Source organism: Acinetobacter sp. 802_lipA (genome assembly GCF_058242885.1).
Genome location: NZ_JBZAYP010000001.1, coordinates 2,542,838 through 2,566,955 on the forward strand (window position 1 = coordinate 2,542,838; position 24,118 = coordinate 2,566,955).

Genomic DNA, 24,118 nt, shown 5'->3' on the forward strand with positions numbered 1-24,118 from the left:
GAGGCTGTCATGCGTTATTCATATAGCGCTGTTATTTTATAAAAATAAAATCTGGCTGGTAGTAAATGCACTTTTTTTTATAAAAGAAGTCATTTATATTTTATGAAATTGGATGATTTTTTATTCGGTTTCGGTGGATCTACAATCACTTTAAAATAACAATAGGTGAGCTTATGTCAGGATGGTACGAAGTAAGTCAGGCAAATGATGGCCAATATCGTTTTGTTTTAAAAGCGGGAAATGGCGAGGTCATTTTGACCAGTGAACTGTATAAAGCAAAGGCGTCAGCACATAATGGAATTGAGTCGGTGCAAAAAAATAGCCCCGATGATACGCGTTATGAACGCTTAGAAGCCAAGAATGGCAAACCTTATTTTAACTTAAAGGCTGCCAATCATCAGATTATTGGTACCAGTCAGTTTTATGCCAGTGAGCAATCCCGAGATAAAGGCATTGAATCGGTCAAAAACAATGGTTCAAGTACCACGATTAAGGATTTGACGACTTAAGATCAGATTACATATTTTGCTTGTTTTAAGAATTGAAGAAAACCGCGTGTTTGCTATGGATGGCGCACGCGTTTTTTTATGCAGTTTGATTTGTAGCGTGGGAGTGCGATGTGGATTTTCGATTAGTTGGAGATGAGCATGCAGGGCATGAAATTATCTTCAAACTCAAACAATGGGATGATGCCATTTGTAAAATGGATGTACAAAATATCATTCGTCTTTGTCAGAGTGATGTCAGCTTGTTTGATATTGGGTTTGAGCTGCAAGGTGTGCAAGCCTATCAAGAATTGTAGAGACGATATGCCCCATTTTTTCAGGGGGAAATCAAAGTGTTCAGGCGTAACATCAATATTTTTAGTCGTGACGGTTTAGCTTTTTTACATTGTTATTCTAAATTGGATCATGCCAGTGGCGTTGCAACCCCAGAGATTCCTTGGTGCAGAACCACGCTATGTTTTCAAAAAACGGCAGGTGAGTGGTTGGTTGCCCATCAGCATATTTCGGTGCCTGTGGACTTTGAAACTAAAATGTCAAAGCCGATTTATTTTCCAGACTGAGTTCGACTAAAGCTTTGGCTTGGGTACAGGTTGAGCCACCTCCGTTTTGCTGGGCTATGTTTGAATGACAACATGAACAACTTAAGAAGAAGGTATCTATGGCATTTCAAGACTTTTACCGACTGAGTTCTCATGCGGTGCTAACCAATGATGCAGGACAGGTTTTATTACTGAAAGCCAATTATGCCGATCAGGCTTGGGGGCTGCCCGGTGGAGCCTTGGATATGGGAGAAACCATTCATCAGGCTTTGCTGCGTGAGTGCCAAGAAGAACTCAGTTGTCAGGTTCAGATCGATTATTTGTCGGGTGTGTATTTTCATTCGGCAGTGACCTCGCATGCCTTTATTTTTAGATGCCATTTGGCTGCATCTGCTGAGATCAGGCTCAGTGATGAACATACGGCTTATGCTTGGTTTGATCTAGATCAGCTGTCGAAGGTACAACGGATTCGTGTTGAAGATTGTTTAAATTATATAGGTATCGTGCAAAGCCGAAGTTTTTGAGTGCAAAATTAAAATTCCTCTGAAGTGGAGTGAGTGCATATGTTGAATAATAAGATCATAAAACGAAATAGTCCCATTATTGGTGTGTTGCTGATGAGTGCCTTGAGCCAGTTGACTCATGCTGAAACGGGTAACTATTTTATGCATAAAGACTGGGAACTTGCCTGTGATAATACGGGCATGTGCCGTGCGGTGGGATATCAAAGTGATGCTCAGTTTGGTCATCCAGTTTCATTGCTGATTTCTCGTCCTGCAGGTGCAGGCAGCGCGGTGCTCACCCAAGTTCAAGTGGCTGAGGAGTTTACGCAGGATACTGAAGCCAGTTTAAATGTAGGAGGAACATCTCTGGGTAGCCTGACCATTGATGCCAAGAAAAGTACCGCGAAACTGTCCAGTGCTCAAAGTGCGCAGTTGCTAAAGGCCTTGGTAGGCGCAGAAGATATTCGTCTCACGACCCAAGCACAGCAATGGCAAATTTCAACTGCTGGGGCAAATGCAGTTTTGCTCAAAATGGATGATATACAAAAGCGTGTAAATACACCGAACGCAGTATATCAAAAAGGTAATCAGTCTGAGCAAAATGTTTTACAACCCAAAGCCATCCCCAAAATTGGCATCACGGGATACCGACCTGCGGTTGCCAGTTATTTTGCCGTGGACAGTAAAAATGCCCATCAACTCTTTAAAAAGTTAAAAGCAAAAACAGATGAACAAGACTGTCCAAATTTATATGAAGTACGGTTTTTTGAGGAAGATCGGGTTTCAGTCTATCCGCTGAATGCAGAGCAAGTGGTGGTTCAAGTGCCATGTTGGCGTGGAGCGTACAATGAAGGTCTAGGCTACTGGGTTATGGACAAAGCATTGCAAAAGATTCAGCAGCAAGTCACGACATCAGGCTCAAGTTTTAGTGAGGCGCAAATTTTCTCAGAGCAAAAAGGTCGGGGTATCGCAGACTGTGGTATTCGTTCCGAGTGGGCTTGGAATGGAAAGGCTTTTGTCCTCAGTTATCAGGCACAATCGCAGCAATGTAAAGGTTTTGCGGGTGGTGCATGGAACTTACCCACTTATGTCGCGATCGTTGCGCGAACGGATTAAGTCGCGCTTGCGTTTAGTTTAAGGATAATGTCATCCAGCGGCTTGATACGCTTGACTTCATCCCAGAGGGCTTTGGCTTCAGGATAGTGTTTAGACATCATGCCAAGCCATTGCTTATAACGTCCGACCATATTCATTTCTTTCTTATACCCCCCGTTTAAGAAACGGATTTGTAAGGTCAGTAGCTCATTCCATGTGAGCAGAGGTGTATCGATATTTTGACGAATACACTGAGTCAAATCGGGGGTAGTCACGGCACCACGTCCAATCATTAAATCTTCACAGCCAGACTCTAAGCGACACTGTTTCGCGTCTGCATTGTTCCAAATTTCGCCATTGGCAATCACATTGATCTTTAATGCTTCACGAATCGGGCGGAGCTGATCCCAAAAAGCTGGTGGGGTATAACCATCGGCTTTGGTACGTGCATGCACGGTAACCCAAGCCGCACCTGCGTCTTCAATGGCATGAGCATTGTCCAACATAAAATGTCGGTCCATATAACCTAAGCGCATTTTCGCAGAAACAGGAATGTGTGCAGGAACCGCATCACGCACGGCTTTGACCAGTTCATGCACTACTTCTGGCTCATCCAAGAGTACAGAGCCACCACGGTGACGGTTCACGGTTTTGGCTGGACAGCCAAAATTCATATCAATGGCGGGTGCACCGAGTTTCACCGCACGGATGGCATTGGCAGCCAACATTTCAGGGTCATTGCCCAAAAACTGCACATGTACGGGTGTTCCCGCCGCCGTTTTTCCGCCATTGAGTAATTCTGGACAATACTGGTGGTAAATATGATCGGGTAAGACCGAATTGGTCACACGGATAAACTCGGTCACACACCAGTCGAAGCTACCTACAGACGTGAGCACATCACGCATGATTGGGTCGGTTAAGCCTTCCATTGGTGCAAGAATGAGTTTCACAGCGGTGTCACCAGTCAAATAGAAAAATGGTGTTATACGCAAATCCGATCACGCTGTCTAGTCTAATGCGTTTGGGTTAAATCGAAATAGTTTTGAATCTGTGTCTCCTCGACAAAGGCGTCATCATGTGAAACTAAAATAACCGCCCCTGTAAAATCGCGAATAGCCTGTGCCAACAGTTGTCTAGAGTCGATGTCGAGATGATTTTCGGGTTCATCCAGTAACAGTAAGTCCACAGGCTGTGCTGCGAGACTGATACACAGTAAAGCAACTTTGAGTTGTTCACCGCCACTGAGTAGGGAGATGGGAAGTAAAGCCTTATCTCGTCGAATTCGAAGTTGTCCCAATTGATTTCGACACGCCTCATCGGACAAAGACGGGTTCAATAACTCTAAATTGTGTACCGCATTCAGTTCTGAATTCAGTAGGCTAAAGTTTTGATCTAAATATAACGATGCTCCTCGCTTGAAAATGTCTCCCGATTGAACATGACTATGATTTTGAATGGCACGAAGTAAGGTCGACTTACCTGAACCATTTTGGCCGCGCAGTTGGATTTTTTCTCCGCTATGTAAGGCAAAAGAAATAGGCGAGATAGAAAGTGCTGCTAAAACCACGTCTTTTAAACGAAGAATTTCACCAGTTTGTTTAGGTTGAAAATGGAAATCAAACTTTTGTGACTTAATCTGTTCTAGTTGCTGCTGTTTGTTTTTGAGCTCATCTTGCGCTTGTTCCTTTTGGCGAAGTTGTTGCTGCGCGACTCCCGATAAGGTTTGACTCGCACGTTCTTTTTTAAAGTCGAGCAGGATTTTGGCTTGAGAACCAGAACTTCGTAATTTCTGCCCAGACTTTTGCCTTTTCTGAGCTTTCATGCGCTGCTCATGCTGTTGGGCTTGTAATTGTTTTAGTTCGCGTTTCTCTTGCGAGATATTGTGTTGTAGTGCCTGCTGGTGTTGCTCTGTGTATGACTGATACTCGGCATAGTTGCAACGGAAGTGTTGCAAGCCAAAATCATTTAAAACATAGGTATTGGAGATTTGATTTAACAATGTGCGGTCGTGGCTAATGACTAAACAGCCCGCAGGATGTTGAAGGATTTTTTGACTTAACCATGCACGACTTGCATGGTCTAAGTGATTACTGGGCTCATCAAGAAGTAAATAATGCTCAGTTTGTAAAAAAAGGCGACACAGTGCCAGTTTGGTTTTCTGACCTTCACTGAGTTGAGAAACTGAGCTAGATAGATCTGTAGGTAAGTTTGCACTTTCTAGCAATTTCAACCATTCAGTGGGTTGATGCCATGCATGTTCGACGCGGTCATAGTCTTCAAAGCTCGCAGTCGATTGTTCAATACGTTGAAAACTTGCATGTAAGTCAGCAATGTTAAGGGCTTCGGCAAGTGTACAGTTGCTTAAACGCTCGAGCTGACTTAAGTAGGAAAATGACATATGCCAAATCACTTCGCCACTCGCATAATTGGGCATGTGCGCCTGAGTGAGTAGGGACATTAATATTGATTTGCCTTGACCATTTCGTCCAATCAGAGCTGAACATTGGGCAGCGGGCAATTCAAAGTTTAAATGCTGAAACAGTGGTTCATGAGCAAATTGAACGCTGAGATTTTTTACAGTACAGGCCTGTTGGGTCATTGAAGACTCCTTTATACAGGACATACAAAATAAATTTTTATAGAGATATAGAGCAGTAAATAAGTTTATTTTGCACGTCAGAAAACACATAAATTAGATTTGACGGAAAATAAGACTTACTTCATTGGCGTTACTCTAAATTGGAAGAAGGGGGGGATATTTAGCCAGTATAACAGGTGGATAAAAAATGATCCATTTCATTGTCTTTCTTATGTACTTAAGGTTTATCGATCAATGCTATTGGTTAGGGAGTTTGTCATACACTAGTCGAAGCTTTCTGTAGATGTAAGTACAACCCGCAAGATTGGGATAGTTAGGCTTTTAGGAGTACAAAGTTGAGGCTCACAGTGGCGTTATACATTTTTAGTGGGGATGAGAAGTAATAGAGAACTAAAATATTGTAGGGTGGTTGGGGGAGTTTTTAGTGTTATTTTACATAAGCTCTATTCTATAAACTTTATGGAAAATTACTTTGTACACGACAAAAAAAGATAACTCATTGAAATAATGGCATAATACTTGTTTTCTGACGACGAATATGATGACACATTTCAATGAGTTACATCTCATCTTAAACAAATATCTAAAGTGGAACAAGTCACATGCAAAATGTTTTACACTGATTATGCTTGCATTAATTGTAAAACAGACATGTAATCTTTCTTCTGCATCTAAAGCCTTACCCATCAAGTGCTTACCACAATCATTTTATCGACGTATACAACGCTTCTTTGCAGATCAGTATTTCGATTATCGTCAAATTTCTCAGTTAATTTTCAATATATTTTCATTCGATAAAGTCCAATTAACTTTGGATAGAACTAATTGGAAATGGGGAAAACGAGATATCAATATCTTGATGTTAGCCATCGTCTATCGTGGAATAGCCATACCTATTGTTTGGACATTGCTCAATAAACGTGGAAATTCAGATACAAAAGAGCGTATTGCTTTGATTCAACGCTTTATCTCTATTTTTGGTAAAGACCGTATTGTGAATGTGTTCGCAGACAGAGAATTTATCGGTGAGAAATGGTTTACATGGTTAATTGAAAATGACATTAACTTTTGTATACGTGTTAAAAAAACTTTATTGTGACCAATCACTTAGCCAAGAATCATAAAATTAGTGATTTATTTCGTCATCTTCAAGTTGGTCAAACTGAATGTCGTAAACGACGTATTTGGGTTGGTCGAGTGAAACTGTATATTAGTGCGCTACGATTAGAAGATGGAGAACTTTTACTTGTTGTTTCTCCTATGTTTAATGCTTCTGCTATTCGTGATTATGCATTACGCTGGGAAATCGAAACGTTATTTAGTTGTCTCAAAGGACGTGGATTCAATCTTGAAAATACTCGTTTAACAGACCCTAGACGAGTCAAGAAATTGATAGCAGTGCTAGCTATCGGTTTCTGTTGGTGCTATTTAACAGGTGAATGGCAACATGATCGGAAAAAAGCGATAAAAATAAAGAAGCATGGACGACTTTCAGTAAGTTTATTTCGCTACGGTTTGGACTATGTTCAAATGGCTATTCTACGTTTGATTGGTTTTGGAAAAAAAGAAGAATTTAAGAAAGTGCTAGCAATTTTAAGAAAGAAAAAGCCTGATAGGACAAGGGTCCTATGAAATTTGTCGTGTACAGAGGGAAAATTATTAACTTTTTTCATATTTGTTAGAATTTTTATAGTATCCATATAAGTATGAATGTAAGTATATTCATAACAAATTTTTTCCCCTTGCCTTATTTCTCCAGAGTATTTTATGTTCTGATGCACATCAAATTCAGGATCAAAATTAAATTTATCTATTTCCTTTTGATTATTCTGTATTACAAAATACTCCTGACTAAATCTAGCTTTTGTTGACTTAATGCCCAACAAGTAGCCACAATTTTTAATTTTATTTGTTGAGTTTATTGCAGAATCTAATTGTTTTTTATGAAAAAAATCGCTGCAAATCCATGTGATTAAAGTGAATGCAAATGCTACAAAGAAAAATTTCATTATAAGTTTAATTTTCCTAAAGTTAACATAAAAGACTTTATCGACCTAAAATCATTTCCAACACAAACTTAGATCCGATAAAACCGACAGCCAACAAGAAGAATCCAATTAAGGTAAAACGAATCGCTTTTTGACCGCGCCAACCAAAACGGTAATGTCCGATGAGCAAAGCCCCATATACAAACCAAGAAATAATACTAAAAGCGGTTTTATGTGCCAGATGTTGGGCAAAAAAGTTATCGATGGTAAAGAAACCAAACACCAACGCCACGGTTAGTAAAAGAAAACCCGTTTTAATCAAGTCAAACAGTAAAGACTCCATCGCTTGAAAAGAGGGCAGTAAGTTAACCCAAAAGCGTTTCTTCTGTTTGTTCTTTAACTCACGATCTTGGAACCATAAAATCACGGCTTGTATGGTCGCCATGAGTAGCACCGCATAGGCCGACAGCGATAAAATAATATGAATATCTAAACCCAATGAGCGCTGTTCAATAAATTGAGTGGACTGGCTAAAGGCAAAACCTAAAATGAGTCCTGTAGCAGCCACAGGAATGCCAATCAGGTTCAAAGCTAGAATTGGACGATAAGTGCTATAGAGTAGACTAAGTAACAACATGAGCCCCGATGTAAATGACATTAAGACAAAAACGTCATAATTCACTCCCATTGGCGTGAGCATGTCATGGTACAAAACAGTCGCATGTAGTAATAAGCCTAAGCCTAAAATAATGCCAATAAACCAATGGTTTGGATCACGTTTAGCCATTAACTTGAGAAACAAATACCAAAAAGAGGTGGTATAAGCGACTAATGCTAAGATGGTGTAAACCAAGGGCAGGCTAATCATGTCAAACCTTTTTCAGGATGATGAATATTCATTTATATAAATTCGGTGCGAACTACAGTATCCTATAGCATTCTATGCATAAATTTTCTATTTTAAGAAAGATTTTTTTGCAACTAGCAATTTTAAGCGGATTTTGCAATGTTTGATACCTTAACGGAACGACTCACGCAGAGTTTAAGAAATGTTACTGGCTCTGGGCAGCTAACCGAAGACAATATTAAAGATACCCTACGTGAAGTACGTATGGCACTTCTTGAAGCCGATGTTGCACTTCCTGTAACTCGTGAATTTATCGCGAAAGTTAAGGAAGAGGCGTTGGGTCAAGAAGTCATGACTCAATTATCGCCAGGCCAAGCATTTGTTAAAATCGTGCATGACGAATTAACAAAAATGATGGGCGAGGCAAATGAAAGCCTTGATCTTGCAGCAAAACCTCCTGTTGTGGTCCTACTCGCGGGCTTACAAGGTGCAGGTAAAACAACAACGGCTGCAAAACTTGCTCGCTTTTTACAAGAACGCCAAAAGAAAAAAGTAGCGATGGTATCTGCCGACGTTTACCGTCCAGCAGCAATTAAACAGCTACAAACCGTTGCAGGTGAAGTTGGCGCGATTTTCTTTGAATCGAGTGCTGACGAAAAACCAATTACCATTGCAACGCGTGCAATTGAACAAGCCAAAATTCAGTTTGCGGATGTCTTGATTGTCGATACTGCAGGTCGTCTACACGTAGACGATGAAATGATGGACGAGATCAAAGAACTTCATGCGGCAATTAAGCCAACTGAAACTTTGTTCGTGGTCGATGCAATGACCGGTCAGGATGCGGCAAATACAGCCAAAGCCTTCAATGATGCACTGCCATTGACTGGTGTGATTCTGACCAAAACTGATGGTGATGCACGTGGTGGTGCGGCGCTTTCAGTACGTGCAATCACAGGTAAGCCAATCAAATTCTTAGGTATGGGCGAAAAGCTCGATGCCTTAGAGCCATTCCATCCTGAACGTGTTGCACAGCGTATCTTGGGTATGGGTGACGTACTTTCTTTGGTCGAAGAGCTTGAACGTAAAGTCGACAAAGAAAAAGCCGAAAAAATGGCGAAAAAACTGCAAAAAGGCGGCAGCTTCAACTTTGAAGATATGCTAATGCAGTTTGAGCAAATGAATAAAATGGGCGGCATGATGGGCTTCTTGGATAAGTTGCCTGGCATGAGCAATGCAGGAATTCAAGATGCGTTGGCGCAAGCGAACCCTGAAAAGCAAGTGAAAAAGATGGAAGCGATTATCCAATCGATGACCATCAAAGAGCGTCGTAACCCAGACCTGATGAACCCAAGCCGTAAAAAGCGTATTGCAGCAGGCTGTGGTATGGATGTCGTTGAAGTCAATAAGTTGATTAAACAACATGCGCAAATGGCGAAAATGATGAAGAAATTTGCCAATCCATCGGGTATGGCAAAAATGATGAAATCATTAAGCGGTATGCAAAAACAATTTGGTGGCGGCGGCGGAATGGGACCATTATTTGGTGGCAACGATAAGAAGTAATCTGCTTCTTACCATTTCAGAAAAAGGCGCGTTGAGCGCCTTTTTTTATGTCGTTTTGTGAGTCATGGAAATTATTGTGTGCGTTTTCAATACCGTCGCTTAATAACAAAAACGCACTGTTTATGGCTTGTAAGTTGCGTAAAATTTATTCTTTTCAAACATTATAATAAGAAGTTGAAAATGAATGGATCAAAACAACATATCTATATTGTGCATGGCTATCAAGCATCGCCCAATGACCATTGGTTTCCGTGGCTAAGTCAAAAACTCAGCCAGATGGATCTACATGCAGAAGTAAAACGCTTAGTGCTCCCGCGCAGCGATGCACCACATTTCGAAGAGTGGCAGCAGGCTTTAGCCCTGCAAATGACTACTTTGGATGAAAACACCATCATCATTGCGCATAGTTTGGGCTGTCTAACGACTTTACATTATCTCAGTAGTAAACTGCGTGAACGTCGAATCAAAGCGATCTTCTGTATTGCGGGCTTTAAAGCGGCTTTAACAACCTTGCCTGAGTTAAGTGGCTTTATTGCGCAAGTGAAGTTGGACAGCGGTATACTCCACTCTCACATCGCTTCACGTGTGGTGATGTTTTCCAATAATGACCCTTATGTTCCACCGCCTTTGGCGCTTACCTTTGGGCATTTTTTGAGTGCAGAGGTATTGGAAGTGAAACGTGCAGGGCATTTTATGCGTGAAAATGGCTATGCTGAATTTGAGCTACTGCTCAATACCTTAAAACCCCTTTTACAACAGCAGGCGGTGGCTCAGAATTGATGCTGAATATAATATTGTAGCCCTTTAAGTAATAAATCATTTTCAATGCATGGTGCATACTCTGCCAAATAGCGTGCAAATACAGGTGCATCACCGCCAGTTAAAATCAGTTGGCGTGGAGACTGTTGCAAGACTTTTTCAATGGTACTGACCAAGCCGAGCAAAATCCCATGATGCACTGCGTCGATGGTATTACGACCGGGACCGAGTTCATCAAAAGCCGCATCTGGAATTTTAATGCCTTTGGTGTTTTGGATCAGCGAGTCTCGTTGTAAGTAGAGGTTGGGTAAAATATAGCCGCCCAAATGCTGAAAACCATCTGCCAAGTCGATGGTTAGCGCCGTACCACAACTAATGACACAATAGTTCTGCTCTGGATTACGTGCGACAGCTAACACTTGCAACCAACGGTCAATTCCGAGTTGTTCTGGATGTTCATAACCACACTGTAGGCCTGCATAGTTGGCCTGTACTTGGGCAAAGGTGATCGGTACATTTAAACTTTTTAAAAGTCTACGGATTCGGTCATTATTTTTTTTGTCCTGAACCGAAGAAACACCAATCTGTTGGATGTTTAAGTTTTTAAAATGCTGAATTAGACCTAAAAGCAAATCGGCAGGGGACTGTAAATGTAACTCAGCCCCTTGTTCCAAAATTTGATCTTCCTGCGTAATCCAATACTTCAGACGAGTATTACCAATATCTAACCATAAATTTTTCATGATGATGCTCAATCATTTAAACAGGAATTATTGGGCGTAAACGGCCTTGATAAAAGTTTTCAACACCATTGGTGGTCTGAATTTGGACCGCACCATCATCTTGAATGCCTAAGAAGATGCCTTGAGATAGACCTTTCATATGTTCAAATTCAACCTGTTGCTGCATAAATGCTGCGTAATGATTGAAACGAGAAGCCAAATTTGCACTATTATGGGTGAACCATAGGCCTGCCTGTTGAATCGCCAGATATAGTTCCGCCATTAAGCGAATGCGATCTGCTTGGGCTAAACCCAGCTCTTCAAGGGAGCTGGTGGCTTGATCGAGCTGGGTATCTTCGACTTGGTTGATATTGATGCCCACCCCAATAATCGCTTGGTGGCTCGACAGTGGTTCAACTAAAATTCCGCCCCATTTACCTTGAGCACTGTAAAGGTCATTTGGCCATTTCACTTGCAGAGCAAGGCCTTGCAAACTCGGCATTTGCAAGATATTTAACGCAATTTCTAAAGCCAAGCGCCCATCTATAGGTGTTTTGGTCTGTAGCAATGTGCTTAAATAGATGTTTCCTTCAGGAGAAACCCATTGTCGTTGACGCTGTCCACGACCTTGAGTTTGTCGTGTACTGCAGACCAAAACGCTCTGAATCCCTTTTTGCGCAATTTCACGCACATCATCATTGGTGGATGTGGTAACTGGCTTAAGCAATAAAACTTCAGGAAGTTGCTGTGCTTCAGCGAGAAGCTGTTGTAATTGGCGTGTCTCTAAATCCATATGAATCTGAGAAAAGTGAAAAATGATCATGGAGTTAATCATATATTTACTGATTGGTGCAATCGCTGGTTTTGCTGCGGGGCTATTTGGGGTCGGTGGTGGACTCATTATCATCCCGATTTTATATGTGGTGTTTACTCATCTGAACTATGACCCGAGTGTCATTATGCATATGGCGGTTGGCACATCACTGGCGACTATTATTGTCACGTCAATGAGTTCCGTGAGTGCACATCATAAACGCGGGGCAGTGTTATGGTCTGTGTTTCGCAATTTGGCTCCTGGTCTAGTCATGGGCGCTTTTTTAGGTGCGGGCATTGCAGACTATATGTCGGGACATGGCTTACAGCTGCTGATCGGTTTTTTTGCAGTGTGGGTGGCGTACAAAATGTTTAGTGGCGCACATATTGAGGTCGATCCATCGCGTCAGTTACCGTCTACAGGCAAACAGTTATTTGTCGGTGCAGGCATTGGTGTGGCTTCTGCGATCTTTGGCATTGGTGGGGGAAGCTTGACGGTGCCGTACTTAAACCGTCATGGTGTGGTTATGCAAAAAGCGGTGGCGACGTCTGCGGCTTGTGGCTTACCTATTGCAGTGGCTGGGGCTTTAGGTTTTATGTGGTTCGGGCACCAAGCTGAAGTAAATGTACCGAATACTATTGGTTATATTCATGTCTATGCCTTTTTCGGGATTGCGCTGATGAGTTTTATCACTGCCAAGTTTGGGGCAAAAGTGGCGCATCTTTTATCGCCTGCGATGTTGAAAAAGTGTTTTTCTGGTTTGTTGGTGGTAGTTGGTTTATATTTTATTTATCAAGGTTTTAGTTCTTAATTTCTTTGACAATGTTGTGTGCGTTGCTGTTGATTGGCATTATAGACGGTAAAATTGTTAGACAATGACATAGTGTTTAGCGTTTAAGATCGGGTAAAACCTAAAAATAGGTCACTAAAGACCATGGATTGCATCTTATAAAAACAAGTTAGGAACAGTATGCAAGCACATGATACAGAGAGTTTGTCCGAACAAATTGCCAAGCACATCAGTGAACAAATCATTCGCGGTGAGTTGGTCGAAGGTGAGCGCATACAAGAATTACGTATTGCGGCTGAACTGGATGTGAGTCGCGGCTCGGTGCGTGAGGCCTTGTTACTGCTTGAACGTACACATCTGATTGAAATCTACCCGCGCCGTGGCGCTATCGTCTCTGAAATGTCCGCTCAGCAAGTGCGCGCCTTGTTTGACACCAGTAGTCTGCTGTTGGGGCAAATTGTGCAACGCATAGCGGAGACATGGCGCAGCTATGAAGCGGAACGTTTACAGCTGCTATTGGATGAGTTGGGGAATCAGCTGAAACAGGGCAGTATCGAAAAATTTTATGATTTGATTTTTGAAGGATTGGCGCGGCAGCATGAAATGGTGGGTAATGCTTATTTGATGAAGTTTTATCAAGAACTGTTACCCTCGATACGTCGGAGCTATTTTTTAACCTTAAATACTTCGCGTAGAGAGTTACAAGAATCTTATGATTTATTTAAACTGGTGACTGATGCGGTTTTAATCAGAAAATCACAACAAGCTACTTTATTTATGGAAGATTTTTGTCGACACTTACGTAACTTGGTGTTGGAATCTCTGACCCGAATGAAACAAATTGAACTTGCGTGGGCGAGACGCTCACGACGTTAGTCAGGACATTATGCGTTTAAGCAGTTTAAAACTTTCCGGCTTCAAATCTTTTGCCGACAGTACCACGTTACACTTTAAAGATAACCGCACAGCAGTCGTTGGGCCGAACGGTTGTGGTAAATCCAATGTGATCGATGCTATTCGCTGGGTCATGGGCGAATCCAGTGCTCGCCAACTGCGTGGTGGTAGTATGCAGGATGTTATTTTTACAGGTACGGCAAAGCGTAAACCCGTGAGTGTTGCCAGTGTAGAACTGCGTTTTGACAACACCTATGGCAAGTTAGGCGGTAGCTATAATGCCTATACCGAACTGGCGGTCAAACGTCAGGTCAACCGAGATGGCAAGTCTGAATACTTTTTAAATGGCACCAAATGCCGTCGTCGGGACATTACCGACATTTTCTTGGGTACAGGTTTAGGGCCACGTTCTTATTCGATTATTGAACAGGGCATGATCAACCGTTTGGTCGATGCAAAACCTGAAGAAATGCGGGTTTTTATTGAGGAAGCTGCAGGGGTTTCACGTTATCAAGCACGTCGCCGTGAAACTTTATTGCATTTGGATCACACCACGCAAAATTTATCGCGTTTAGAAGATATTGCCTCTGAATTAAGATCGCAGTTAAAAACTTTAAAACGTCAGGCTGAAACCGCGATTCAGTACAAAACACTGGAAAGCCAAATTCGCACCATTAAAGTCGAAGTTTTATCTTTTCAGTGTGAACAAAGCAGCCGTTTACAGCAAGAATATACGCTGCACATGAATGATTTAGGTGAGCAGTTCAAGCTGGTGCGTTCAGAGTTAACCACTTTAGAGCATGATTTGACTTCGACCAGTGAACTATTTCAACGCCTGATTCAGCAGTCCACGCCACTACAGAGTGAGTGGCAACAGGCAGAGAAAAAGCTGGCTGAGCTGAAAATGACTTTGGAACAAAAGCAGAGCCTGTTCCAGCAAAACACGACTACTTTGGTACAGCTTGAACAGCAGAAGGCGCAAACCAAAGAACGTATGCAACTGATCGAGCTGCAACTGGAAAGCCTTCACGAACAAAATGAGCTTCATACCGAACAGTTACAACAGCAAGAAAGTCAAAACCAACAGCAAAGCCAAGGTTTAACGGACTTAAAAGCACAGCAGCAACAGTTGCTTCAACAGTTTGAACAAGTCAAAAGTTTGGTTGAAAAACAGCAGCAACAAAAAACGCAAATGTTGGCGCAAAGTGAACAGTTGGCCAAAAATATTTTACGCTTTGAACAGCAAAAGCAGGTTTTAGAGCAGCAAGCTGCGCAAATTCAAAACCAAAGCCAGTTGGATGCGATTGATCAACTGCTACATGCCAAGCAAGACGCCGAGGCACAGCAGTTACAACGTGAGCAAAGTATCATTGAGGTGCAGTTGCAGTTGGATGATTTACGTATCCAACACCAAGCTGCTCAAACTGAGTTAAATCAGCACAAAGCAGATATACAGGTCTTAAGTGCCGAACAGAAGCATCTAAAGCAGCTTCTGGTTAAAGTGAGTGCCTTAAAAAATAGTGATCATCCACAGTTGATGCATGTGCTGCAGCTTAAAGATGCAGCTAAAACCCATGCCGCGCTGGTCGAAAAATTCTTAGCCAAATGGCTTTCAGCGCATTGTTTGGAAAACAGCGATGCATTCACCGATGCCGTTGCACGTCAGTTAACGCCTCAGCCGCATGTTGAACTGATCGAAATTGCAGGTTGCGATAGCCTAGCCAGTTGGATTGAATCGCCACAATCCTCTTTGTGGCAGCAGGTGGGGGTGACCACCAACTTAAAACAAGCCCTAGCGCTGCAAAAGCAATTGAAAGATGGTCAGTCTCTTTTAAGTTTAGATGGATACCATGTTGGCATGGACTGGGTGATTGGTTTGGATTATGACGAAGCGAGCCAAGCTGGACAGGGTGCGCTAAGCCATCGAATTCGTTTAGATGAAATTGAACAGAGTCTTGCTGAAAAAACGGGACTTCTGACTCAGCTTGAAACGAAAACTACAGAGCTTCGTACTCAAGTCCAAGCGGTGGATGAGCAGTTAAAAGCGGATCAACAACTGTTGAAAAAAGAAGTTCAAGCGACGCAGCAGATTGATTTGAATATTGCCAAAGTGCAAAGTACCAACCAAGCCTTTGAAGTGCAAAAGCAACAATTGGCCAATCAACTGGCGCAGCTAGACAGTCAGCTTGAAGAAGATGCCATGCAAAAAGATGATCTGGAGATTGATCTGCATGCATTAAATATTAAGCTAGAGCAAAACTTGCCAAACTATAAAACCATGCAGTTCCAAGTGGAGTCATTGACCGAGCAACTGGATGATAGCCAGCAGCAGGCACAGCAGGTTTGGCAGGCGCTTGAAATGGTGCGTCGTCAGGCGGTGCAAACCACACAGCAGATTGAACTATTAGAAAAAGACAGTACTTTCTTAAAGGCGCAGTATCAGCAAATATTGTCACAGATGGAGCAGGCCAAAAAGTTTATCGACCCTGTACAACTTGAACTGCCTGCCTTGGAAAGCCAGTTTAGCGAACAAGCACAGATTACTGAAAAGCTGCAAAAGACATGGTCTGAATGGCAAGTTGAACTGAATGCAGTGCAAGAGCGCCAGCAAAGTTTGACCGAACACCGTCATCAACAGCAACAACAAGATGAAAAGCTAAGAACCCAGTTAGAAGAGAAACGTTTGGCGTGGCAAGCGGCAAAGTCAGACTTACAACATTATTCTGAACAGCTGAAAGAGATGAATGTTGAAGCTATTGAGGGTTTGAGCATTGAGATCAGTAGCCATCAACAAGTTTTAGAAAAAGCACAGCAGCAGTTTGAGAAATTGGGCGCAGTCAATTTGGCGGCTTCAGAAGAATATGAAGAAGTATCAAAACGTTTTGAAGAGTTGAGTCATCAAATTCAAGATTTGGAAAATACCGTTGAGCAGTTGCGCGCTGCAATGAAAAGTATTGATCAAGAAACCCGTAAACTGTTCATGAGCACTTTTGATCGGGTCAATACCGAACTACAAGATCTGTTCCCGAAAGTTTTCAATGGCGGAGAAGCGAGTCTGACTTTAGAAGATGACTGGCAGTCAGGGGTTAAGCTCATGGCCCGTCCGCCAGGCAAACGCAATAGCTCATTGGCGCTACTTTCAGGGGGAGAAAAAGCCCTGACTGCGTTGGCCTTGGTGTTTGCGATTTTCCGTCTCAATCCATCGCCATTTTGTGTTTTGGATGAAGTTGATGCACCTTTGGATGATGCGAACGTGGGAAGATTTTGTAATCTTGTAAAAGAGCTTTCTGAACAGGTGCAATTCATTTACATTACCCATAATAAACTCGCAATGACGATGGCGACCGACTTGTTAGGTGTTACGATGCCTGAACCGGGAACATCAAAATTAGTGACTGTAAATTTAGAACAGGCAAAAGAATACGGTTTAGTCGCGGAGGCCTAATAAGATGGAATACACAACAATTATTGGTATCGTCATAGCAGTGATCATTATGCTGTTTGGGGTTCGAATGATTTTTCGAAAGCCGGCAGATGCAGCGCCTTCACTTGAGTCCGCATTGCATATCGATGCTGACAGTCAAAAACCGATTATCCCGCGTCACGTACGTGATCAACTGCAAACGGCATCAGTTGAAGAGGCTGAACGTAAAGAGCCGACTTTAAACGAAAACTCTGTAGAAGAGACACTGTCTGAAAAAGCCGAACCGAAAGCTTTGGATGCAGACAGTGTGCTCGAAAGCAGCAGTACTGAACCAAGTTTGGATGCGTCAGCTGAGGTAGAAAATAAAGCAGTAGACTCAGTCGCTCCTGAAAATGCTGTAGCAGATGCAACGGAATTAACGACTGAAAGCGCAAGCTCCTCGCTTGTTGATGACCAAGCAAAAGCGGATAAAGCTGAATTTAGTTTAAATGCCAATGTCGAAAAAGCCGAAATTTCAGAGTTTGACGATGAAAGCAGCATTTTAGATGCACATTTGTATGAGCAAAAAATTGTCGATGATGAAAGTGCTTTAGCCACAGCAGAATCGTTTATTGCCCTGAATGTTTATCCTGAACGTCGTGCATTGTCTGGTGAGAAAACTTTAAAAGTTTTAATGAAGTATGGTTTACGTTTTGGCGAAATGTCTTGTTTCCATCGCTATAACGAAGATGGAACCAAGTTACTGTTCTCTGTGTTGCAAATTACCGATACAGGCATGGATGGTTTTGACTTGGAAAATCTGTCGACCGATCCAATTAAAGGCTTGGCATTTTTCTTGGCCTTACCACACCGCGATGTCCAAAATGCCTTCGACACTATGGACAGTATTTCACGTTTGATTGCCCGTGAAATCGATGGAACAGTTTATGACCAAAACAACCAAGAGTTCACGCCACAACTGCGTGAGCATTGGCGCCACTTGGCGATTGATTACCGTGCTGGACAAGCAATTGACGCTTAATCTGATTGAAAGCAGTGATAACGATTTCTATAATAGACAGTAGAAATACAATTTTTAGGGCGGAACAAAGACCGCCCTTTTTTATGGTGAAATTATGACTCAACCTTCGACTGTCGTTGCGCAAATGCGTCAACTGATCCAAATTTTGGCACAGCATAATCATGCTTATTATGTGATGGATCAGCCGACCATTGCCGACAGCGAGTATGATCAGTTATTTCATCAGTTGAAAGCTTTAGAAGAACAATACCCTGAGTATATTCAGCCAGATAGCCCGATCAATAAAGTCGGTGGTAAACCTTTGGCGAAGTTTACGAGCGTGACCCATGTGGTACCGATGCTGTCTTTAGGCAATGTGTTTAATCAAGAAGAACTCTTTGCCTTTGCACGCCGTGCAGAAGAACGGTTGCCGAATCAAACGATTCAATATGATGTCGAACTGAAGTTTGATGGTCTTGCCATTTCACTGTGGTATGAACAGGGGGTGCTGGTGCGTGGGGTGACACGTGGTGATGGTGAAACAGGGGAAGACATTACTCAAAATGTCAAAACCATTCGGAACTTGCCGAAGGTGTTGAGTACAGATCAGGGTGAAGTACCTACGTTACTGGAAGTTCGTGGCGAAGTTTTGATGCCTAAAGCAGGTTTTGAAAAGCTCAATGCCGAAAATGAAGCCAAAGGGGAGAAGACTTTTGCCAACCCACGTAACGCCGCAGCGGGAAGTCTACGTCAGTTAGACCCGAATATTGCGGCTTCGCGTCCACTCGCATTTTATGCTTATGGTATTGCGCAGTGTGAACCGAATCATGGTCAAAGCACCATGTCGGAAAGTCTAGAGTGGTTGCAACAGTTTGGTTTTGCAGTTGGTGAGCGTCATTTTGTCTGCGATAGTATTCAAGAAGTTCAAGCGGTTTATGAACAAATCAATGCGGAACGACCACAATTGAGTGTGGAAATTGACGGTATGGTGATTAAGGTCAACAGCCTCAAACAACAGCAACAGCTCGGCTTTTTAAGTCGTGAACCGCGTTGGGCAACGGCTTATAAATTCCCTGCGGTGGCTGCGCTCACCACGGTTGAAAATATTGACTGGCAAGTGGGGCGTACAGGTACACTCACACCTGTGGCGCGTTTGAATCCTGTTGCTGTGGGCGGCGTGACCGTTTCAAATGTGACCTTGCATAATATTGGAGAAATTCACCGCCTAGATGTACGAATTGGCGATACTGTCAGTGTTTACCGTAGTGGTGATGTGATTCCCAAAGTGGAAAAAGTATGGCCTGAGTTCCGTCCTGTCGATGCCACTGAAGTTGAACTCCCGAGCCAATGTCCCGTGTGTGAATCACCTGTGGTGATGCCTGAAGGTGAAGCTTTAGCACGTTGTTCAGGTGGTTTGTATTGTGCTGCACAGCGTATTGAGGCAATTCGCCACTTCGTGTCACGTAAAGCGCTTGATATTGAAGGTTTGGGGGATCGTTGGGTCGAATCACTGTTACATCTTGATCTGCTTAAAGATGTGGCTGATATTTATCACCTACATGAGCACCGAGAAAAGCTATTAACCATTGAAAAAATGGGTGAGAAGTCCGTTCAGAACTTGATTGATTCGATTGAAAATAGTAAGAAAACCACTTTGGCTGCATTTATTTATGCACTGGGGATTCGTGGAGTGGGTGAAACCACAGCACGTATGTTGGCCAATACTTTCCAAACTTTAGATGCGCTACGTGTAGCAGACATTGACGCTTTAAAGAAAACTCCAGATGTGGGGGATATCACGGCGGAGTGGATTGTCGACTTTTTCCAAGCACCGCATAACCTTGAAGTCTTGGACCGATTATTGGCGGCAGGTATTCACTGGGACGCGCCTGTGGCACCAAGTCGCCAACCTCTAAATGGAGAAAGTTGGGTCGTGACGGGGACACTCAGTACGATGGGCCGTGATGAAGCAACACAGCTTCTACAAGCACTGGGCGCACGTGTCAGTGGTAGTGTGTCGAGTAAAACTAAGTGTGTTGTCGCAGGTGAAAAAGCAGGTTCAAAGCTGGATAAAGCGGAGAAGCTCGGGATTGCTGTGATCAATGAAGCTGAGTTTATTCAACTGATGAAAGATTATGGCCAGTTAGAGGCTTAGATTTTTGATTTGGATCAAAAATATACTGTTCAGATAATAGCGTTCAGTTAAAGCACACGACTAAAATGACTTTTAATGATGAGGGTTACAGCGGAGTCTTACGTATTCGCATCAAATGCTTGAAGTTCGTATGTTACTTTGGATTAGCCCAAAGTAACCAAAGGCATGAGTCATCAGCAAAACTCGTTCATTGCTATCAATGAGTAAAATTGTCGCAGAAACATTTTTTTCTCATGTAGTGTTGTCTCGAACAGTTGCTGATGACATTTCGTGTATCCCATACCTTCATAAATTTAGAAAAAGCATAGTGCTTGTCAGCTATGACGTTGACGAGCACTAAGCTTTTTATTTATTTTCAAGGAATATATTGCTTAATAACACCGTCATCGAGCAATTGTTGAAAGTGCTCAACCAAGCTTTCTTTGACATCTCGATACTTTAAGCCTAATTCTTTTTGGCTCTTGTTCGCATCAAAATAAATTGGATAACCCATATTTAACTCAACAAACTCGCGGCTAAAACCAATGAATGGACCAATCACCTTAAAAGCTGCTTTAGGAAGTTCATTTCGTGGAAATGGAAACTTCCAACCAAAATGTGCTTTAAGTAATTGACCGATTTCAAGCAGACTTAAAGTTCCACCACTGACGATGTAACGACCTGTTGCTTCTGGGTTGAATGCTGCTTGTAAGTGCGCTTCAGCAACATCTTGAACATCGACCACACCATTCCACATGGGTGGGACACCTGCTAAAGTCAAGCCATTGGTAAACTGTTGTAAGACCTCAATCGAACCTGACTGTGTATTTGGTGTCAATGAACGACCAAAGACCAACGCAGGGTTAATGCATACCAACTGCCAACGATCTTGTGCCTCCGCCATTTCCCAAGCTTTACGCTCAGCCATCACTTTGGAATATGGATAAGGCTGATGGGTCTCTGAGCTGCTGGTATTCCAGTGACTTTCATCGAAAGAATTATGGTCTGTTTTTAAAATATCAATGGCATCGCCATAGGTCGACGCAATACTCGAAGTGACTATAACGCGTTTAACGGACTCGGTTTCATTTACGGTGTTTAAGACATTTTCTGTACCCAAAACAGCAGGTTCAATGATGTCTTTCACTGCATCTTTATAGTTAGTAACGACGAAAGGAGAGGCCATATGAAAGACAATTTCACAGCCTTGCATCGCTTCTTTAAAGGAATTGGGCTCGAGCAAATTGGCTTTAAAGAGTTTCAGTGTTCCAGCACTGCTGTCTGCAATTTTAGATAAATGTGCAAAGCTTTGGGTTTTGTTCAAGTCACGTACAGTGGCATGAACGGTATACCCTTGGGTTAATAATTTTTGAATCACCCAACTGGCAATATAACCCGATGCACCTGTAACCAGTACCGGTGCTTGTGTTGCTAAGTTTGTCATAGATTACCCATTGTTGTTTTAAGTATTGGCTTAGTGTAAACGTGAATGCCTTGAAAGTCTTTGTCTCTCTGGGGTGAACAGGTGTCTGACTTATGCGTCATTTTATAATATTGCACCACACTGTATTGAAAATGAGCGAGTAAAACGTATTTTTTAGCAGTAAGCTTAAATTTGTATTTTAGATCAGATAGATAAGTCAAATGATAAAATACAATAAATAATGATAATTATTTTACATATAATAATGATTCTCATTAAAAATAAGTGTTGTTTAAAATGAAATCCTTCTCTAAGAAAATTCTTGCAAGCTCTGTTGGGCTTTTAATGATGGGTGGCGGCTGTTTACAGCTTGCATTTGCAGAGGAGGTTTCAGTTTTACCTGCCTTAAAATCAGAAGCGCAATCACAACAAGGCTATGCCGATGGTAAATTGGCGAAGGCAGCTGACTTGGGTGCTTTAGGGAATAAGTCAACGATTGATACGCCATTTACGGTTTCTACTTATACAGAGCAACTGATTCGTGATCAACAAGCATCTACAGTGGGGGAAGTTTTAGAAAATGATGCCAGTATTCGTGCGACGACCAATCAAGGTCATTTAAACGAAAACTTCCAAATTCGTGGTTTTAGTGTCGGCTATGATGATATGGCTTATAACGGGTTATACGCTGTAGCTCCTATGGGACGTATACCAACAGATTTACTAGAATCGGTGACAGTATTGAAAGGACCGAATGCTTTGGTTGCAGGTATGGCACCAGCGGGAAGCGTTGGCGGAGTCGTGATTGCTAATTCTAAACGTGCCGACCAAGATCTAACACGTATTTCGACGTCATTAGAAGATGAGAGTTATTATAAAACCAATGTAGATGTTTCTCGTCGTTTTGGTGACCAAAAACAATTTGGAGTTCGTGTAAACGGCACATATGGAGACGGTGAGCATCTTATTGAAGGTATGGATGACCGTTTAGCACTGGGTTCGATTGCAGCAGATTATACGACCGATAAATTAAAACTAAACTTTGATGCTTATGCCATTCGTGAAAACCGTGATAATGGTTCACCTGCAATGATCTCTATGCAAAAAACAGGCGTAGTTGCTGCACCAAAGGGTGATAATAATTACTTTGATCAAATTCATGGGGAAACCTATAGCCGTTATGCGGGCTTAAATGGTGAATATAAATTCACCCCTGATACCAAAGTTTTTGCAGGTGTGGGTTATGTTGAAAAAGGTTATTCGGGCCATATTTTTGGTACGCGTATGATCTTGCAGAACAGTGCAGGTGATGCAACTTCGCAGTACTATCGAGTCACATCTAAAGAAAATAACCTAAGTGGTAATACGGGTATTGAAACTAAGTTCAATACAGGCGCCATTAAACATACCCTTGGGTTACGTGCAGATTATGTACATCGCGAATACGATCAACACTCTCGTGCGACCAGTTCATCATTTACAACGAATCTTTATAATCCGAACTCGAATGGGACAATGCCAACGACCTATCCAACAATTGTACCTTATGAGGATGATAAATTCATGAGTTATACCTTGACGGATCAAATTTCAATGTTGGATGACAAATTGCAGTTGATTTTGGGTGCTCGTTATCAAGATATGCAGTTAGAAAGTCTCACTACAGATGTGAAATACGATGAAAATAAGTTTTCACCAAGTTTAGGCATCGTAATCAAACCATTTGGAGAAAATTTATCTTTCTATGCAAGTTATGTTGAAGGTTTATCAAAAGCAGACTCAGTAACTTCTACCGCGGATGTGAATGAAGGAAAACTGTTTAAGCCTTACGAAACGAAGCAATATGAAGTGGGGACGAAGTATCAAGCCGGTTCTTGGTTAAATAGCTTGGCGCTTTATCAAATTGAAAAACCGACTCTGATCACAACAGCTTTGGCGACAGCGGTTAATGGTAATACACAGATTACTGAAGATGGTGGAGAAAGTCGATCACGTGGTATTGAATGGTCCTTCTCAGGGAATTTGACCGAGGACTTAAGTCTACTGGGAAGCATGGCTTATATTGATGCTGAATATACAAAAGGTTCTACAAGCACCACTGATATTTCAGGCAATACGATTTATGGTGTGCCAGACTTTACTGCCTCATTAGGCTTGGATTATGCCGTACCTGTGGTAGATGGTTTAAATGTTAATGCTCGGGCTAACTATGTTAGTGAACAATATTTAGATAGTTTGAATACCTATAAACTTCCTGACTATACTATTCTTGATGTTGGTGCGCGCTATAAAACAAAACTGGGTGGTGTAAACACGACTTTCCTAGCCAATGTCGATAACGTGACTAATAAAAAATATTGGGAAGGTGTGTTCAACTCTTACTATGCAACGGTTGGTGGTGCACGTACCTATAAACTTGGCGTCACTTTCGATTTCTAATTTTTATGATCAGCCCATTGCGATGCAGTGGGCTTTTTTATGTCTGAATGCTGTCTCATTTAAGTTGAACGCA

20 protein-coding genes are annotated in these 24,118 nt (G+C 42.2%); 14 read left to right on the plus strand and 6 right to left on the minus strand.

Annotation, left to right across the window (positions count from 1 at the left end; all coding sequences use genetic code 11):
- The first annotated feature begins 173 nt into the window (after positions 1–173).
- From AC4CU3_RS12635 to AC4CU3_RS12655, 5 genes are all read left to right on the plus strand, one after another.
- Positions 174–509 carry a YegP family protein gene (locus AC4CU3_RS12635; RefSeq protein ID WP_004695228.1) on the plus strand — a complete coding sequence of 112 codons (336 nt, stop codon included), beginning with the start codon at positions 174–176 and terminating at the stop codon, positions 507–509.
- A 110-nt stretch (positions 510–619) separates the two neighbouring features.
- Positions 620–802, plus strand: coding sequence for a hypothetical protein (locus AC4CU3_RS12640; protein WP_279043390.1), 183 nt, complete (start codon positions 620–622; stop codon positions 800–802).
- Between the two features lie 36 nt (positions 803–838).
- Positions 839–1,066, plus strand: a complete 228-nt coding sequence (locus tag AC4CU3_RS12645) for a nuclear transport factor 2 family protein (RefSeq protein ID WP_279043388.1) — start codon at positions 839–841, stop codon at positions 1,064–1,066.
- 98 nt (positions 1,067–1,164) lie between these two features.
- Entirely contained in the window at positions 1,165–1,569 is a 405-nt protein-coding gene (locus AC4CU3_RS12650) for an NUDIX domain-containing protein (RefSeq protein WP_279043387.1), read from the plus strand.
- Between the two features lie 39 nt (positions 1,570–1,608).
- Positions 1,609–2,664 (plus strand): DUF1176 domain-containing protein, encoded by a 1,056-nt coding sequence (locus AC4CU3_RS12655; RefSeq protein ID WP_279043385.1) that lies wholly within the window; start codon positions 1,609–1,611, stop codon positions 2,662–2,664.
- Here AC4CU3_RS12655 and AC4CU3_RS12660 read toward each other — a convergent pair.
- Both AC4CU3_RS12660 and AC4CU3_RS12665 read right to left on the minus strand, forming a co-directional pair.
- A complete protein-coding gene (locus tag AC4CU3_RS12660) occupies positions 2,661–3,596 on the minus strand; it encodes a tRNA dihydrouridine synthase (protein WP_213063783.1) in 936 nt (311 codons plus the stop codon). The genes AC4CU3_RS12655 and AC4CU3_RS12660 overlap by 4 nt on opposite strands.
- Positions 3,597–3,658: 62 nt before the next feature.
- Positions 3,659–5,245, minus strand: coding sequence for an ATP-binding cassette domain-containing protein (locus tag AC4CU3_RS12665; RefSeq protein WP_279043381.1), 1,587 nt, complete (start codon positions 5,243–5,245; stop codon positions 3,659–3,661).
- A 541-nt stretch (positions 5,246–5,786) separates the two neighbouring features.
- On the opposite strand from AC4CU3_RS12665, the gene AC4CU3_RS12670 reads away from it, so the two are divergent.
- Positions 5,787–6,877, plus strand: a protein-coding gene (locus tag AC4CU3_RS12670) for an IS4-like element ISAba33 family transposase (protein WP_125625403.1) whose coding sequence is annotated in 2 segments (ribosomal slippage) — positions 5,787–6,327 and positions 6,327–6,877 — 1,092 coding nt in all. Because the reading frame shifts where the segments join, the coding sequence is not laid out codon by codon here.
- Positions 6,878–7,291: 414 nt separating this feature from the next.
- Here AC4CU3_RS12670 and AC4CU3_RS12675 read toward each other — a convergent pair.
- Positions 7,292–8,101, minus strand: coding sequence for a cytochrome C assembly family protein (locus AC4CU3_RS12675; RefSeq protein WP_010327405.1), 810 nt, complete (start codon positions 8,099–8,101; stop codon positions 7,292–7,294).
- A 138-nt stretch (positions 8,102–8,239) separates the two neighbouring features.
- Between AC4CU3_RS12675 and ffh the strand changes: the two genes are divergently transcribed.
- A complete protein-coding gene (ffh, locus tag AC4CU3_RS12680; protein ID WP_010327404.1) occupies positions 8,240–9,646 on the plus strand; it encodes a signal recognition particle protein in 1,407 nt (468 codons plus the stop codon).
- Positions 9,647–9,826: 180 nt separating this feature from the next.
- Positions 9,827–10,426 carry an alpha/beta hydrolase gene (locus AC4CU3_RS12685; RefSeq protein WP_279043377.1) on the plus strand — a complete coding sequence of 200 codons (600 nt, stop codon included), beginning with the start codon at positions 9,827–9,829 and terminating at the stop codon, positions 10,424–10,426.
- On the opposite strand, the gene AC4CU3_RS12690 is transcribed toward AC4CU3_RS12685, so the two are convergent.
- Positions 10,417–11,148 carry a type III pantothenate kinase gene (locus AC4CU3_RS12690; RefSeq protein ID WP_279043375.1) on the minus strand — a complete coding sequence of 244 codons (732 nt, stop codon included), beginning with the start codon at positions 11,146–11,148 and terminating at the stop codon, positions 10,417–10,419. The two genes, AC4CU3_RS12685 and AC4CU3_RS12690, sit on opposite strands and share 10 nt — an antisense overlap.
- A 16-nt stretch (positions 11,149–11,164) precedes the next feature.
- Positions 11,165–11,920, minus strand: coding sequence for a biotin--[acetyl-CoA-carboxylase] ligase (locus AC4CU3_RS12695; RefSeq protein ID WP_005400292.1), 756 nt, complete (start codon positions 11,918–11,920; stop codon positions 11,165–11,167).
- 28 nt (positions 11,921–11,948) lie between these two features.
- Here AC4CU3_RS12695 and AC4CU3_RS12700 point away from each other — a divergent pair, with 28 nt between their 5' ends.
- The 5 genes from AC4CU3_RS12700 (at position 11,949) to ligA (ending at position 20,204) form a co-directional block, all read left to right on the plus strand.
- Complete coding sequence (locus tag AC4CU3_RS12700) at positions 11,949–12,752, plus strand: sulfite exporter TauE/SafE family protein (protein ID WP_005400293.1); 804 nt, start codon at positions 11,949–11,951, stop codon at positions 12,750–12,752.
- A 159-nt stretch (positions 12,753–12,911) separates the two neighbouring features.
- On the plus strand, positions 12,912–13,607 hold the full coding sequence (locus AC4CU3_RS12705; RefSeq protein ID WP_004983028.1) for a GntR family transcriptional regulator: 696 nt from the start codon (positions 12,912–12,914) through the stop codon (positions 13,605–13,607).
- Positions 13,608–13,617: 10 nt separating this feature from the next.
- Entirely contained in the window at positions 13,618–17,070 is a 3,453-nt protein-coding gene (gene smc / locus AC4CU3_RS12710) for a chromosome segregation protein SMC (RefSeq protein ID WP_005400294.1), read from the plus strand.
- A 4-nt stretch (positions 17,071–17,074) separates the two neighbouring features.
- Positions 17,075–18,070 (plus strand): cell division protein ZipA C-terminal FtsZ-binding domain-containing protein, encoded by a 996-nt coding sequence (locus AC4CU3_RS12715; protein ID WP_125280318.1) that lies wholly within the window; start codon positions 17,075–17,077, stop codon positions 18,068–18,070.
- A 94-nt stretch (positions 18,071–18,164) separates the two neighbouring features.
- Complete coding sequence (ligA, locus tag AC4CU3_RS12720) at positions 18,165–20,204, plus strand: NAD-dependent DNA ligase LigA (protein ID WP_005400296.1); 2,040 nt, start codon at positions 18,165–18,167, stop codon at positions 20,202–20,204.
- Positions 20,205–20,559: 355 nt separating this feature from the next.
- Here ligA and AC4CU3_RS12725 read toward each other — a convergent pair whose 3' ends face one another.
- A complete protein-coding gene (locus tag AC4CU3_RS12725; RefSeq protein ID WP_005400297.1) occupies positions 20,560–21,627 on the minus strand; it encodes an SDR family oxidoreductase in 1,068 nt (355 codons plus the stop codon).
- A gap of 276 nt (positions 21,628–21,903) precedes the next feature.
- Here AC4CU3_RS12725 and AC4CU3_RS12730 point away from each other — a divergent pair, with 276 nt between their 5' ends.
- The gene (locus tag AC4CU3_RS12730; protein WP_039889983.1) at positions 21,904–24,045 is read left to right on the plus strand and encodes a TonB-dependent receptor; all 2,142 of its coding nucleotides are present in this window, start codon (positions 21,904–21,906) and stop codon (positions 24,043–24,045) included.
- Positions 24,046–24,118: the final 73 nt, after the last annotated feature.

What these genes read in the sequence shown, in the direction of transcription:
- AC4CU3_RS12730 (WP_039889983.1), top strand. Translation starts at nt 21,904, where the DNA reads ATGAAATCCTTCTCTAAGAAAATTCTTGCAAGCTCTGTTGGGCTTTTA.
- AC4CU3_RS12690 (WP_279043375.1), bottom strand. Translation starts at nt 11,148, where the DNA reads ATGAAAAATTTATGGTTAGATATTGGTAATACTCGTCTGAAGTATTGG.
- AC4CU3_RS12655 (WP_279043385.1), top strand. Translation starts at nt 1,609, where the DNA reads ATGTTGAATAATAAGATCATAAAACGAAATAGTCCCATTATTGGTGTG.
- AC4CU3_RS12700 (WP_005400293.1), top strand. Translation starts at nt 11,949, where the DNA reads ATGGAGTTAATCATATATTTACTGATTGGTGCAATCGCTGGTTTTGCT.
- AC4CU3_RS12650 (WP_279043387.1), top strand. Translation starts at nt 1,165, where the DNA reads ATGGCATTTCAAGACTTTTACCGACTGAGTTCTCATGCGGTGCTAACC.
- smc (WP_005400294.1), top strand. Translation starts at nt 13,618, where the DNA reads ATGCGTTTAAGCAGTTTAAAACTTTCCGGCTTCAAATCTTTTGCCGAC.
- AC4CU3_RS12685 (WP_279043377.1), top strand. Translation starts at nt 9,827, where the DNA reads ATGAATGGATCAAAACAACATATCTATATTGTGCATGGCTATCAAGCA.
- AC4CU3_RS12715 (WP_125280318.1), top strand. Translation starts at nt 17,075, where the DNA reads ATGGAATACACAACAATTATTGGTATCGTCATAGCAGTGATCATTATG.
- AC4CU3_RS12635 (WP_004695228.1), top strand. Translation starts at nt 174, where the DNA reads ATGTCAGGATGGTACGAAGTAAGTCAGGCAAATGATGGCCAATATCGT.
- ligA (WP_005400296.1), top strand. Translation starts at nt 18,165, where the DNA reads ATGACTCAACCTTCGACTGTCGTTGCGCAAATGCGTCAACTGATCCAA.
- AC4CU3_RS12665 (WP_279043381.1), bottom strand. Translation starts at nt 5,245, where the DNA reads ATGACCCAACAGGCCTGTACTGTAAAAAATCTCAGCGTTCAATTTGCT.
- AC4CU3_RS12705 (WP_004983028.1), top strand. Translation starts at nt 12,912, where the DNA reads ATGCAAGCACATGATACAGAGAGTTTGTCCGAACAAATTGCCAAGCAC.
- AC4CU3_RS12725 (WP_005400297.1), bottom strand. Translation starts at nt 21,627, where the DNA reads ATGACAAACTTAGCAACACAAGCACCGGTACTGGTTACAGGTGCATCG.
- AC4CU3_RS12675 (WP_010327405.1), bottom strand. Translation starts at nt 8,101, where the DNA reads ATGATTAGCCTGCCCTTGGTTTACACCATCTTAGCATTAGTCGCTTAT.
- AC4CU3_RS12695 (WP_005400292.1), bottom strand. Translation starts at nt 11,920, where the DNA reads ATGGATTTAGAGACACGCCAATTACAACAGCTTCTCGCTGAAGCACAG.
- ffh (WP_010327404.1), top strand. Translation starts at nt 8,240, where the DNA reads ATGTTTGATACCTTAACGGAACGACTCACGCAGAGTTTAAGAAATGTT.